General features: G+C 67.1%; 10 protein-coding genes. 4 read left to right on the top strand and 6 right to left on the bottom strand.

The features are described 5' to 3' along the window. Nucleotides 1-142 precede the first annotated feature (142 nt). Nucleotides 143-1,546, top strand: a complete 1,404-nt coding sequence (locus ACW7G3_RS06965; protein WP_456981944.1) for a PQQ-dependent sugar dehydrogenase — start codon at nt 143-145, stop codon at nt 1,544-1,546. A gap of 95 nt (nt 1,547-1,641) precedes the next feature. Here ACW7G3_RS06965 and ACW7G3_RS06970 read toward each other — a convergent pair whose 3' ends face one another. From ACW7G3_RS06970 to ACW7G3_RS06980, 3 genes are all read right to left on the bottom strand, one after another. Continuing rightward, nucleotides 1,642-3,036 (bottom strand): metallophosphoesterase, encoded by a 1,395-nt coding sequence (locus tag ACW7G3_RS06970; RefSeq protein WP_456981946.1) that lies wholly within the window; start codon nt 3,034-3,036, stop codon nt 1,642-1,644. Nucleotides 3,037-3,161: 125 nt separating this feature from the next. Further along, nucleotides 3,162-6,155 (bottom strand): TonB-dependent receptor, encoded by a 2,994-nt coding sequence (locus ACW7G3_RS06975; protein ID WP_456981947.1) that lies wholly within the window; start codon nt 6,153-6,155, stop codon nt 3,162-3,164. Between the two features lie 195 nt (nt 6,156-6,350). Next, nucleotides 6,351-7,532, bottom strand: coding sequence for an alkaline phosphatase (locus tag ACW7G3_RS06980; RefSeq protein ID WP_456981949.1), 1,182 nt, complete (start codon nt 7,530-7,532; stop codon nt 6,351-6,353). A 257-nt stretch (nt 7,533-7,789) separates the two neighbouring features. Between ACW7G3_RS06980 and ACW7G3_RS06985 the strand changes: the two genes are divergently transcribed. From ACW7G3_RS06985 to hemC, 3 genes are all read left to right on the top strand, one after another. Continuing rightward, entirely contained in the window at nt 7,790-8,455 is a 666-nt protein-coding gene (locus ACW7G3_RS06985; protein ID WP_456982381.1) for an alpha/beta hydrolase, read from the top strand. Nucleotides 8,456-8,484: 29 nt separating this feature from the next. After that, nucleotides 8,485-9,216: a LytR/AlgR family response regulator transcription factor gene (locus ACW7G3_RS06990; protein WP_456981951.1), complete on the top strand. Its 732-nt coding sequence runs from the start codon at nt 8,485-8,487 to the stop codon at nt 9,214-9,216. A gap of 173 nt (nt 9,217-9,389) precedes the next feature. Next, nucleotides 9,390-10,319 carry a hydroxymethylbilane synthase gene (gene hemC, locus ACW7G3_RS06995; RefSeq protein WP_456981952.1) on the top strand — a complete coding sequence of 310 codons (930 nt, stop codon included), beginning with the start codon at nt 9,390-9,392 and terminating at the stop codon, nt 10,317-10,319. Here the strand turns inward: hemC and ACW7G3_RS07000 are convergent. From ACW7G3_RS07000 to ACW7G3_RS07010, 3 genes are all read right to left on the bottom strand, one after another. Beyond that, entirely contained in the window at nt 10,312-11,091 is a 780-nt protein-coding gene (locus tag ACW7G3_RS07000; RefSeq protein ID WP_456981954.1) for a DUF481 domain-containing protein, read from the bottom strand. The genes hemC and ACW7G3_RS07000 overlap by 8 nt on opposite strands. A 93-nt stretch (nt 11,092-11,184) precedes the next feature. Beyond that, the gene (locus tag ACW7G3_RS07005; protein ID WP_456974081.1) at nt 11,185-11,412 is read right to left on the bottom strand and encodes a hypothetical protein; all 228 of its coding nucleotides are present in this window, start codon (nt 11,410-11,412) and stop codon (nt 11,185-11,187) included. A gap of 22 nt (nt 11,413-11,434) precedes the next feature. Then, a complete protein-coding gene (locus tag ACW7G3_RS07010; protein ID WP_456981955.1) occupies nt 11,435-13,261 on the bottom strand; it encodes an SLC13 family permease in 1,827 nt (608 codons plus the stop codon). Between the last annotated feature and the right edge of the window lie 66 nt (nt 13,262-13,327).

Here is a 13,327-nt window from a genome sequence, read left to right on the forward strand (position 1 = left end):
GCCCGTGGCCATCGTGATCACGTTGCGATGACGCCGCCTTTCAGAGGATCGGGGTTGCCGTGCCTGCTCGAGTCGGGATCAATCGGCCTCCCCGGCGGAAATCGCGCACCAAGTCGGCGACCCCACTCCGAGGAGAACACGAATGAACGCTTCCAACCCGCCGCGACTGGCCCATTTCGCGTTCCTGCCGCTGGTCGTCCTGATCCTGGCGGCATGCGCGCACGGCGGCGATGCGCGCACGACTGAAGTGTCTGAAGCAAGCAGCGGCTCCGGGGCAGCAGCGGTACTCAGCGATTGGTCAGATGACGCGCCCGGTGCGATCCGGCACATCCGCGCGGCGGACATCCCGGCCCCTGCAACGGGCATGGACCCGGAGGGTTCGGTCGCCGGCAACGTGGAGGTGGTTCCGGCGCCATCAGGGGCAGTGCCTGAGGTGCCGGCCGGCTTCACTGCCGAGGTGTTTGCCACCGGTTTCAAACAGCCGCGCACGCTCCGCGTGGCGCCCAACGGCGACATCTTCCTTGCCGAGAGCGGCGCGGGGCGCGTGCTCGTGTTCCGAAAGGGGCAGGGCGGTACGCCGACGCCGGAAGCCTTTGCCACGGACCTGGACCGGCCTTACGGCATCGCCTTCGTGCCGGCATCCAACCCCACCCACGTCTACGTGGCGGCGGCCAACCAGGTCGTTCGCTACCCATACCGCAGCGGTGAGGCCAGGGCCGCGGGCCCGGCGGAAGTGATCATCGATGGCATCCCGACCAAGCGGCACTGGACCCGTGACCTCGCGGTCTCCGCTGATGGCGAGCGCCTGTTCCTCTCCGTGGGTTCTGCATCGAATCTCGGCGTCGGCGGCATGCCCGAAATGACGCCGACACAGATTCGCGCGCATGAAGCGACCGATGGCCTCGGTGCGGCCTGGGGCGAGGAAAAGGACCGCGGCGTGGTCCGTGTCTTCGACCTTGATGGCAAGCTCGCGCGCAACTACGCCACCGGCCTGCGCAACTGTTCCGGCATGACGGTGCAGCCGGCCACCGGACATCTCTGGTGCGTTGTGAACGAACGTGACCACCTGGGTCCGAATGTCACGCCGGACTTCATGGTGCGCATCGATGAGGGCTCCTTCCACGGCTGGCCCTGGTTCTATCTCGACGGCCGGGAAGATCCGGCACGGGCTGGGCAACGACCCGACCTGGAAGGCAAGGTGACCGCGCCCGACGTGTTGTTCCAGGCCCATTCCTCAGCGCTGAGCGTGGCCTTTCACGATGGCGAGGGATTCCCGGCCGATTATCGCGGCGATGCCTTCGTAGCGCTGCACGGCTCACACAGCCGCCCCGACATCACCGGTTACAAGGTCGTACGCGTGCGCATGTCCGGCGGGCGACCGACAGGTGCCTACGAAGATTTCATGACCGGGTTCGTGCTGGACAACGACCGGGTCTGGGGCCGCCCTGCAGGGGTCGCGGTCGACTCGGAAGGCGCGCTCCTGGTGAGCGACGACGCCAACGGCACTATCTTCCGCGTGACGTACGACAACAACAAAACACCATGAAGTACAGCGTCTCGACGCCGCCCCCTCTTTTTGGCGGGGCGGCGTTAACGAAGTGGGGTAGAAAGCAAGGGCTGTCCCGACCTCTCGCGCTGCGCTCAGCTGCGCGGTGACCCCAGGCACTTGCCGCCGTCCGGGCCGATACCGTCACGACACAGCCGCACCGGCGGAAGCGCGACCGGTGCATCGATCAATCGATTCGAGCCGTCTTCCAGACGCTGCAGGTCAAAGGCATCGTAGAGCTCTCCCGTCGCCGTGTAGGCGCGGAACGTGAGCTGGTCGCGGTCCACGTCGATCACCTGGTACAGCTGGGTGTCGGCGGCAACGCGATCAGGCTGGTGGCCGGCGCGGTCGTTGAGGCCATACATCTTCGAACCGGCAACCGACACCAGGTACACCGGGCCCTGCGGCTGGCCGGCCTCACGCTGTTGCTGCGAGACGGCTGCGCCTTCCGCGTCGGTGACGCGGCTGTAGCAATGGTCGTGCCCCTGCAGGACCAGGTCCACGTGATGGGCGCGATAGATCGGCTCCCAGGCGGCCTTGAGCACTTCGGTATCGCGCACGCGGGCACACGTATAGATGGGCTGGTGCTGGACCACGACGTTCCAGTGCGCCTGGCTGGAAGCCAGGGTGCTCTCAAGCCACGTGGTCTGCTCGTCCAGCGCGTCCAGTCCCAGCGCTGCGGTGCCGTCCAGGACGATGAAGCGCACGCCCTGGTAGTCGGTGTAGTAGCTGGTGGGCTGGGCCGCGCCTGACTGCACGCCGTTGCCGGGCAGGGTGAACTGGACGGACCAGAGCGGGCCGAGCACCCGCTTGTCGTCGTCGCCGGAACTGTATTCATGGTTACCGGCTGCCGGGATCTGCGGAACCATGGCGTAGGCAAAGCCGCCCGCCGCAGTCCACTCGCCCCACTCCCAGTCGTGCGAACGCCCGGTCAGGTCGCCGGCGTGCACCATCACGTCCGGCGCGCTGCGCAGCAGGCCCTGGCGCAGGGTGCGCGATCCCTTGGCCAGGATGTTGTTCTGTGTGTCCCCGACGTAAAGGATGCGGAACGGCGCCACCTCGGCCTCGGCCGTGCGCAGGGTGTGCCACTCAGACCAGCCGTCAGCCCCGCGCAGGCGATAGACATAGGCCTGGCCGGGAGTGAGCCCGCTGAAGCGCACGGAATGATAGAGGCCCTGTCCTCCCCGCTCGGTCCCCGAGGCCGTGACGCCGCGCACTGCGCGGGCATTGGCCTCCACCGCCGGGGTGCCGATCGACGGGGCGATCTCGGCCAGCGCTTCGGTCTGGCGGGCATCGGTGCGCCAGGAGACGGCCAGCCCGGTGGATGCATCCGCACCGGGCGTCAGCACGACACGGTCGGGTCGCCCGCCCGGCGCCCAGTCCTGGCGGACTTCGGCAGCGGTTCCGGTGGGTGCGTCCTGGGCCTGGGCCGGGGCAAGGACAGCCAGCGACAGCGCCGGGGCGAGCGCGGCAAAAGCAAAGCGTTTCATTGGTTTCCTTTCAATTTCTGGCAGGTACATGGCATGGGTGACCAACGACTGGCCGGTCTGGATCCGGTTGCTTCGGACCAATGCATCCCGGCCGGGCTCCTGCCCGGCCGGGATATCCATGACAATCAGAAGTTCAGCCGCAGCCCAACCATGTAGCGTGCGCCGAAGGATTCGTACTCGGACACGCGGTGGCGTGCGCCGTCGTAACGGATGCCAGGCTCCTTGAGCAGGTTGTTGGCTTCCAGGAACACCTCGGTATTCGGGTTGAAGCGGTAGCTGGTCTTGAAGTCCAGCCGGCCCACCTTGTCCCAGTAGGTGTCACCCAGGTAGTCGCCGTCGCCAATGCCGTCGATCCACTCGGTGCGGTGCTGCCAGCTCAGGCGGGTCGACAGGCCGTAACGCTCGTACGACAGGGCCACGTTGTAGATGAAGTCCGACGAACCCGGCAGGGACACCTTGCGCCCGTCCGGGGTTTCGGTCTCGCTGTCGTTGAAGGTCATGTTGCCGCGGATGCCGAAGCCCGCCGCCCACTCGGGCAGCCCCCAGCGTTCGACGAACGGCTCCAGGGTCTGCGAGAACGCCACTTCAATACCAGCCAGGTGGCCCTTGCCGCCGTTGGCGGTGGTCTCGAAGATGTACTCCGAGCGGTCCAGGCCGGACTGGTTGAGCACGTCGCTGCCGAAGCGCGAGAACTCCATGTCCATCAGCACGTCGTCGAGCCACTTGTAGTACGCGCCGACCGAGAAGAACGCGCCCGACGGCAGGTACCACTCCAGATAGGCGTCCACGCCCACGGCACGCTCGGGGTCGAGCTCCGGGCTGCCGCCGCTGACCACCTGCTCGTCATCGTCGACGTTGAAGTTCGGTCGCAGCAGGGTGAAATCCGGGCGCGCGGCACCGGTATTGGCCGACAGGCGCAGCTTGAGCTCGTCGTTGATGTCCCAGTTCAGGTGCACACTGGGCAGCACCACGGTGTTGCTCCCCGACACCCGCACCGGCTCGAAACCGTGGTCGTACTCCACCAGCGCCTCGCCGGTGTTGTCCACCGTTTCCACGCGCACGCCGGTCACGATGTTGCCCCAGTCAAACCAGGTGGTCGCCATCGCGTAGGCGGCCAGGACTTCTTCGGTCACCTTGTAGTCGTTGGTGGCCGCGCGGCTTTCATCCAGGGTCCCCAGACCCTGTCCGTACAGGCGGTTCCACAGGTCCTTCGCCCCGGCTTCGGAGAAGTAGCGGAACGAATAGCCCAGCGGGAGCTTGCCCTTGTAGGGCCTGTCGATCGAGAAGTCGGAGGGTGACGGCATCGGCACGCCTGCGGCGGCCAGCGTCCCCGGCAGGATATCCCAGCGCTCGCGGCTGTCTTCCTTGGTGCGCCTGTCGTACTGCACGCCGAACTGGACGTCCGACGCCTGCCCGAACAGGTCCATGGCCCGGGTCAGGTCCAGCCGGCCGCTGCGCGAGCGGCTGTCCTGGAGGCGGTGCTCTGAGCGCAGGTACACGAACTCATAGTCCTGCGGGTCGAGCGAGCGCTTGTACTGGCCCTTGGACAGCGAGCCGTCCGGGTTGACGATGGTCTCGTACATCCGCACGCCGTGGCGCTCGCGGTCGGTGAAGTCGTAGTCGATCGTCGGCCGCAGGCTCCAGTCGCGGTCTCCGCCCGGCCGCGGGCTGCGCCAGGAGGAGTTGAACGACGGCCCGCTTTCAGCCTCGGACTTGGTGTAGTTCAGCCGCCAGGAGGCATCCCATTCGCCGAGCCGCTGGTCGCCACCCAGGGTGTTGGTGAAGATGCTCTGGACCGTGTGGTTGACGTTGAGCGTGCTGTCCAGCTCGACCCCATGGATCGTGCCTTCAAGCGGCGTGTTGCCGGTACGCACGTCGGCGTAGCCCTGGGTGACTGCGGCCCGGTCGGTGCGCACCGCGCCGTCGTCGAAGTCGAACTCCATCGCGTTGCGCAGTTCGTCGTCGGTGAACTCGGTATGGATGGTGCTCAGGAAGAACCGGTGGTCATCCGACGGACGGAAATCGAACCGACCGGCAACCGCGGTGTTGCCGCGGGTCAGGCGATAGAGCTTGTTCTGGTGCGCGTCGGCCCAGGCCCGGCTCTCGTTGCCCGGCTCGCGGTCCTCCGAGGCCATCTCCCAGTCGGTCTCGAAGTTGTCGGTGATCATCTCGCGCTCGTATTTCGAGGCGGTCAGCGCAACGCCGAACAGGCCGTCGGCGAACGTGTTGGAGATGAACCCGCTGATGTCGTACTGGCGGCCGCCGCCCAGGTCGTTGTAGCCGATGCCGGTGTTGAGCGAGGTCTGCAGCCCGTCGTAGTCGAACGCGCTGCGGGTGATGATGTCGACGTTGCCGGCCAGCGTCTCACCGGACATGTCGGCGGTCACCGCTTTGCGCACGATCACCGAGTTCGCCAGCCCCGAGGGGATGGTGTCGGTGCGCGCGCTCTTGCCACCGGGGGCGATCACGTTGACGCCATCGAAGGAGATCGTGCTCCAGCGCGAGGGTGCCCCGCGCAGGCTGATGGCGCGTTCCTGGCCCTGGTCGCGCTCGACTGCGACGCCGGGCAGGCGGCCAAGCGCCGCGGCGATGTTCTGATCGGGGAAATGGCCGATGGAGTCAGCGGCGACCACGTTCACCAGCGCATTGGACGAGCGCTGGATCTGCAGCGCCATGGCCTCGGACTCGGCCTGCGGGCGGGAAGCACGCACCTGGATGCCGTCGAGGGTCGCCAGGTCGCCTTCCAGGCCCGTTTGGCCTACCACCACGTTGGCGGTTGCAAGCGCGCCGGCTACCACCGTCACGCTCTCCCGCCGGGTCGGTCGACCGACGTAGCTGAGTTCAATCGTATGGGCGCCCTCGGGCACCCGGCGCAGCAGGAAGCGTCCTTCCGAGTCGGTCACGGCCACCACATCCATACCCTGGACGCGGACCTCGACACCGCGCAGGAAGCCTCCCTGGCCATCGCGCACCACGCCGGAGATCTCGCCGGCCTGCTCCACGCTGACGCCACGCAGTTGCGCATCCGAATCCGCGAGGGCGACTCCCACGGGCGCGGACACGCCCAGGGCCAACATTACGGCGCAGAACAGCGCCGACTTTGCATTGTTACGAACCACGACTGCACCCCTAGTTGAACCGGACCATCCGGCAGGGCTGCTACGTTATGGGGTGAATATGCCAAGGGTATTACAGTTTATTAACTTCATGGCCAAGTGAGGGTAATGGGTTAATTATCCATGGCACGCGAAAAGCCGGCGTGATTTCGCACGCCGGCATAATGCCTCACGGGACTGCGGGCTTTCCGCCCGCGGTCAGTCCGCCGTCTGGGCCGCGCGCTCATCGGGGGTCCATCCCCATGCATCCAGCATCACGTTGAACAGTTGCGTGCCGGGGAAATAACCGCGCACCCGATGGGCGCCGGCGCCGGTGGCCAGCACCATCACCTCTTCCGCGGTATGGGTGCGGTTGATCATCACGTTCTTCAGCCGGACCACGTCGTCCTTCTGACCCGCGGCCTTCCATTCCTCATAACCGGCCAGCAGCGGCTCGCCGCGCTGGCCACCATCCACCTGCAGACCGAATGAGTGATCGGCGGTGAACAGCAGCAGGGTGTCGTCCAGGTCCACGCGCTGCTCGACCTCGGCCATCAGCCGGTCGAAATCAACCACGTTCTGCAGTCCCTTGCGCACGTCGTCGGTGTGCGCATCCCATTCGACCATCAGGAAATACCCTTCCGGAGAATCCTGCAGCAGGTCCAGAGCGCGCAGGGTGGCGGCGTGCACGTCGAGACTGTCGGCCACCACTACCGGGCGTGGATTGGATGCATCCACTTCCTCCAGGGAGGCGTAGATCGGCCGGTCGTGCCGGCGGGCCAGCGCGTCGAAGCCGGTACCGGCCTTGGCCAGCAGGCCGCCGATGCGCTCACGCCCGGCGCCCATCAGCACGTCCACGCCGTCGCCATAGCGCGGAGTGAATGCCTGCATGAAGATCTCGCCCTGCTTGCCGCGGTCGTTGGAGTGGGCATAGGTGGCGCCGGGGGTGGCGTCCGCGATCGATTGGGTGCTGATCACGCCCGTGCGCAGTCCGCGCTCTTCGGCGTATTCGAGCACCGTCTTCATCGGCGTGCCGTCGCGCTCACCGCGCACGGCGTCCGGCCCCTGGCTGATCACGCCGTTGCGCGTCTTCACCCCGGTCATGATCGAAGACATGCCGTTGGCCGAGTCGGATTTCCACTGGTCCACCGGTGACATTTCGCTCAGGCCCAGGTGCGGCCACTGCTGGACATGCAGGCTGAGCGGCTCGCCATACCCGTGCAGGCTCGCCGCATGCACGGTGGGCACGCCGGCCGCGTCGGCCAGGAAGACGATGACATTCTTTGCGCGCGGCTCTTGGCTCGCAGCGGTGTCGACATCAGCGGCATATACATTGGCAAAGGCGCAGGTGGCCGCAATCAGCAGGGCTGCACGCAGCCGTGGGAATGAGCGATGGCTCATCTGTAACTCCTGTGGGAACGGGTAGGGCGGCGGGGCGGAAGTTGCCTTCGGCCCCGGGGCTGACCCACAAGTGTGCGTCCGGATTGTTTCCGGACGAAGTCGCCGGGAATACAGCCATGAAGATCAGCATCAACGCCGTCACCATGCTTTCCGGCATTGCTGCGGCCCGGGGCCCGGCAGGGACGGATGCCATAATCAGCCGGATCACGGGCGACGGTGCCCGATCGGCTGAGGAGAGTGGATTGGACGCGACTGCGCTGCTTGAGACCATTGAGCGTGAAACCGGCCCGGACCCGCGCTGGACGGTGATCTGGCTGCATGGCCTTGGCGCCGACGGCAATGATTTCGTGCCGTTGATACCGGAGCTGGTGCGCAGGGAATGGCCCGCGATCCGGTTTGTGTTCCCGCATGCGCCGGTCCGTCCGGTCACCATCAACGGCGGTGCGCCGATGCGCGCCTGGTATGACATCCGCGAGCTCGACCTGGCCAACCGCGCCGATGAGCAGGGCGTGGCCGAGTCGGTCACCCAGGTGGAAGCGCTGATTGCCCGCGAACAGGAGCGCGGCATTCCCGCGTCGCGGATCATCCTGGCCGGGTTTTCCCAGGGCGGGGCGGTGACCCTGGCCGCCGGGCTGCGGCGCAGCGAGCCGCTGGCCGGGCTGGTGGGCCTGTCCACCTACATGCCGACAGCCCAGGGCGCGCAGGCGGCGCTGGTGGAAGGCGCGCAGCGCCAACCGGTGTTCATGGCCCACGGCAGCGAGGATCCCGTGGTGCCGTACCTGGCCGGCAAGCAGAGTTCGGCGCTGCTGCGGCGGCTGGGTTTCGACGTGGACTGGCACGTGTACCCGATGCAGCATTCGGTCTGCGGCGAGGAAATCCGCGACCTCGGCAACTGGTTCAACGCGCGCCTGGCGGAAGGCTGAATCATGGGCCAGCGCAGGGGAGCAGGAAAATGAAAGTCGTGATCGTCGATGACGAACCACTGGCGCGCGAGCGCCTGCGCGGGCTGCTGTCCCGGCTTCCAGGGGTGGAGGTGGTGGCTGAAGTCGGCGACGGGCCGGCCGCCCTGCACGCCTGTGCCGAACTTGGGCCCGAACTGGTGCTGCTGGACATCGCCATGCCGGGGATCGACGGGCTGGAGGTGGCTCGCCACCTGGCCGCGTTCGAGCCGCGCCCGGCGGTCGTGTTCTGCACTGCCTACGACGCCCACGCCCTGAAGGCCTTCGAAGCCGCGGCGGTGGACTACCTGGTCAAGCCGGTGCGCCCGGAACGGCTGGAGGCGGCGGTCGAGCGCGCCCGCACCTTCAATCTGGGCCGCGACCAGGCCGCCGGCCTGTCCGGACAGGAGCGCGAGCGCACCCATCTGTGCGCCCGGCTGCGCGGCAGCCTGCGACTGATCCCGATTGATGACATCTACTACCTGCAGGCCGACGAGAAGTACGTGGTGGTCCATCACGCCAACGGCGAGGACCTGATCGAGGAGTCGCTGCGTTCGCTGGAGACCGAGTTCGGCGAACGCTTCCTGCGCATCCACCGCAACTGCCTGGTGTCCCGCCACTTCCTGACAGAGCTGCGCCGCGAGCCGGATGGCCAATCGGTCGTCGTGCTGCGCAATGTGGCTGCCCCGCTGGAAGTAAGCCGCCGCTGCGCCGCCCAGGTGCGCGACGCCATCCAACACCTGTAGGAGCGCGCCACGCGCGCGAAACCGCGTGACTTCTGGCAGCGCGGGGAGGCTTCGGTCACAACGTAGCGAGCCGGGGCCACGGTCCATTGCCATTTGTCACGCGGTTTCGCGCGCGTGGCGCGCTCCTACAGGGTGACGTGGCCGCGGCGTCCGGCCGCGGCGATAATAGGCGGATGAAAATCCTCCGCATCGCCACCCGAAAAAGCCCGCTTGCCCTCTGGCAGAGCGAATACGTCGCCGATCGCCTGCGCCAGGCGCATCCCGGCCTGGAGGTGGAGCTGGTGCCCATGTCCACCCGCGGCGACGAGATCCTGGACCGCTCGCTGGCCGCGATTGGCGGCAAGGGACTGTTCCTCAAGGAGTTGGAGCTGGCCATGCAGCGCGGCGAGGCCGACTGCGCCGTGCACTCGCTCAAGGACGTGCCGATGGAGCTGGAGCCCGGCTTTGCCCTGCCGGCCATCCTGGCGCGGGCCGATCATGCCGATGCTTTCGTCAGCGTGCACCATGAGTCGCTGGCGGCGCTGCCGCAGGGCGCGCGGGTAGGCACTTCCTCACTGCGGCGCCAGGCGCAGCTGCGCGCGCTGCGGCCTGATATCCAGCCCGGCGACCTGCGCGGCAACGTCAACACCCGCCTGGCCAAGCTTGACGCGGGCGAGTACGACGCCATCATCCTCGCCTGCGCAGGCCTGCAGCGGCTGGGGTTTGAGGCACGCATCCGCAGCCGCCTGGACGCGCCGGAGTGGCTGCCGGCACCGGCACAGGGCGCGATCGCGATCGAGTGCCGTGATGACACCCCGGAGCTGGCGGAACTGTTCACCGCCGTGGACGACGCCCACACCCGCACCTGCGTGGAGGCCGAGCGGGCCATGAACCGTGCCCTGCACGGCAGCTGCCACGTGCCGGTGGCCGCCATGGCCACCCTGGATGGGGAGCGACTTGCGCTGCAGGGAATGGTGGGCGATGCCAGCACTGGCCGCCAGGTACGGGCCGAAGCCGTTGGCACCGCCGGCGCCCGGGAGGCGCTTGGCCGTGAGGTGGCGGAAATGCTGCTTGCGCGTGGCGCCGGCGAGCTGCTGCCGCCGGCGGATCGGGCGTTTACTTGAAGGTGTAGACCAGGTTGATCGTGCTCAGGGTGTCGGTGCGCTTGATGCCGGCACTCTCGTCCACCTCGCTGTTGTGGCGGAACTGCAGCCCGGCCTTCAACGCAAGCGCATCGTTCATCGCCACCGTCAGGCCCAGGTCGTTCTGGGCAAAAGTGTTGTCGCTGCCCGCTTCCACCAGCAGGGTGTTGCTTAGGCGGGTGTTGCCGGTCAGGTTGCGGCCGAAGTCCATCAGCCCGCGCACGATGTAGTCGCTGTTGACTTCCTCGGTGCTGGCTTCGCGTGCGCGCCGGTAGCCGGGCCCCACTTCGACCAGCAGGAACGTGTCGTCATCGTGGAAGAAGTGATGGCCGTAACCGAACGAGAACGTGCCCTGGTAGTCGTTGGTCGCGTAGTCGTCACGCTCGTAACGCGCCGCGCCGAACCAGTTGTGCACCTGGTCGACCTTGATCGAGGTGCTGCCGCCGATCTGGTAGCGGTTGGCGCTGGTCTGGTAGTCGGTCCGCGAGGTGCCGTCGGCGTCCACCACGGTCACATCCGCCTTGGCGCGCAGCGCCGACAGGGTCAGCTGGTGCTTGCTGCGCGAGTCTTCCTGTACCAGGTGCAGGCGGGTGTTGAGGTTCTCCGAATCCCGGTTGCCGCGGGTCATGGCAAAGCCCATCTCACCGGTGGCGGACCATACCGGAGGCTCGGCGCCGGGATAGGGCGCGTCCTGCGCAAATACGGGAGCTATGAAGGCAAGGGCGAGGGGGGCGAGCAGCAAGCGTTGGCGCATGGCGGGGAAGGGACCTGGGTGATCACGTGCGAACGGGCCATTATGCGCGAGCCCGGTGATAGCCCCAAATGTGCCTGCCGGCCGGGGGCGGTGTCAGGGCAGTTTGCGGTGGCGCAGCGCACCGCTGCCAAACAGCACCAGCCCGATCGAGAACACCAGTCCGAAAGCGGCGCGCCAGCGCGGCGAGGGCGCGTGGGAAGCCACCAGTCCGCCGGAGCCGGTGATGATCGACGGGTCCACAAGCGCCCACAGGCAGGCCACCGCGCCGCAGGTGCCGCCAATCAGCATCAGCAGGCGGATGATCCGGTTCAGGGTTTTCATGCCATCTGTCCCCTGCCACCCATCACGGATAGAACGGGAAGAACCGCGGGATCAGGATGATCGCCGAGATCCAGAAGATCACGTTCAGCGGCATGCCGACCTTCACGAAGTCGCTGAACCGGTAGCCGCCGGCGGTGTAGACCATGGTGTTGGTCTGGTAGCTGATCGGCGTGGCAAAGCTGGTGGAGGCGGCAAACGCGACCGCGATCAGCAGCGGCTTGGCATCCACGCCCATCGATTCGGCTGTCGCCAGGGCGATGGGGACCACCAGTACCGCCGAGGCGTTGTTGCTCATCAGCTCGGTGAGGATCGATGTCATCAGGTAGATCGCCGCCAGCGTGGCCAGCGGGCCATAGGGGCCCAGCACGTTCAGCAGCAGGTCGGCCACCATGGTGGCGCCACCGGTTTTCTGCAGAGCAATCCCCAGCGGGATGATGCCCGCCAGCAGCAGGATCACCTGCCAGTCGATCGATTCGTAGGCTTCATCCGGCGTCATCAGCTGCAGGGCCACCAGCGCCAGACAGCCGACCAGGACGGACGCGACGATCGGCAGCCAGCCCAGCGCCGCCACCCCGATCGCGGCGAACATGATCAGCGCCGAAATGATTGCCCGTCGCGGCGCCACGCGCTGCTGCGCACGTTCGCCCAGCACGATCATGCCGGGGTCGGAGCGCAGCGCGTCGATCGCGTCGGCCGGGGCATCGAGCATCAGCACGTCGCCCACCGACAGCGGTACCCGGTCCAGCGGCACGCGGATGGCCAGCTGGCGGCGGTGGATGCCCTGCACGCGGGCGCGGTAGGTATGGGCAAAACGCATGCCGTACAGGGTGCGGCCGATCAGGTGCGAGCCGGGTGCAACCATGGCCTCCACGTGCAGCCGCTCGTGACGCGCGCCCTCGGCTTCTTTCGCTTTCTCGCCTTCCGCCGGGTCCGGGGTGGGCAGCGGTGCCCGGTCAGGCGCCTTGGGCACGCGGTCGAACTTGCACTTCATCGCCTTGCGCGCGGACTCGATCCGCGGCCAGTGCCCACGCAGCAGCAGCCGGTCGCCGGCCTGGATGGTGACGTCCGGGTCGCGCTGCGCCACGCCGTTGCGCAGCACTTCCAGCAGCTCCACGTCATCGGCGCTGTCGGGCAGTGCGTTGCGCGGCGACGTGCCGATGACGGGCGTTTCCGTGGGCACCACCAGCTCGGCAATGAAGCGTCCCACGTGCTCGGTTTCGCCGGGTTTGGCCGTGCCGCGGTTGGGCAGGATCCACCAGCCCACGGTGAGCAGGTACACCGAACAGATGCCGACGAAAATGATGCCCAGCGGCGCAAATTCGAAAATCGTGAAGCCGACCCCGATCGCATCGCGGGCCATCGAATCGACCAGCAGGTTGGTGGAGGTGCCGATCAGCGTGCACACGCCCGCGGTCTGGGAAATGTAGGACAGCGGGATCAGGAATTTGGACGGGGCCCAGCCGTTGGCCGTCGTGGCCACCAGCACCAGCGGCAGGAACACGGCTACCGTGGCGGTGTTGTTGATGAAGGCCGCCACGCTGACCACCAGCCCCAGCATCACCAGCAGGAACAGCCAGCGCCAGCGGATGCGCGAGAGCAGATCGCCGATCGCCACCAGCGCGCCGTTGGCCTTGAGCGCGCCGCTGAGCACGAACATGCAGGCCACCATCACCGTGGCCTGGTTGCTGAAGCCCGACAGCGCTTCGGGCACGCTGAGCACGCCCAGTACCAGCAGCGCGGTCATCACCAGCAGCGCCACGACATCCACGCGCAGCTTTTCGGTGATGAACAGGTATATCGCCACCAGCATGACGGCGATCGTGATCAACAGGCTAAGCGGCAGATCCATTCATCCACATCCGGAAACATGCCTTTCCGCCCTTGTGGGCCCCCGGCAAACAGGGGCAAGGATATC

Source organism: Luteimonas sp. A478 (assembly GCF_054052025.1).

What these genes read in the sequence shown, in the direction of transcription:
- ACW7G3_RS07010 (WP_456981955.1), bottom strand. Translation starts at nt 13,261, where the DNA reads ATGGATCTGCCGCTTAGCCTGTTGATCACGATCGCCGTCATGCTGGTG.
- ACW7G3_RS06980 (WP_456981949.1), bottom strand. Translation starts at nt 7,532, where the DNA reads ATGAGCCATCGCTCATTCCCACGGCTGCGTGCAGCCCTGCTGATTGCG.
- ACW7G3_RS06970 (WP_456981946.1), bottom strand. Translation starts at nt 3,036, where the DNA reads ATGAAACGCTTTGCTTTTGCCGCGCTCGCCCCGGCGCTGTCGCTGGCT.
- ACW7G3_RS07000 (WP_456981954.1), bottom strand. Translation starts at nt 11,091, where the DNA reads ATGCGCCAACGCTTGCTGCTCGCCCCCCTCGCCCTTGCCTTCATAGCT.
- ACW7G3_RS06965 (WP_456981944.1), top strand. Translation starts at nt 143, where the DNA reads ATGAACGCTTCCAACCCGCCGCGACTGGCCCATTTCGCGTTCCTGCCG.
- ACW7G3_RS07005 (WP_456974081.1), bottom strand. Translation starts at nt 11,412, where the DNA reads ATGAAAACCCTGAACCGGATCATCCGCCTGCTGATGCTGATTGGCGGC.
- hemC (WP_456981952.1), top strand. Translation starts at nt 9,390, where the DNA reads ATGAAAATCCTCCGCATCGCCACCCGAAAAAGCCCGCTTGCCCTCTGG.
- ACW7G3_RS06990 (WP_456981951.1), top strand. Translation starts at nt 8,485, where the DNA reads ATGAAAGTCGTGATCGTCGATGACGAACCACTGGCGCGCGAGCGCCTG.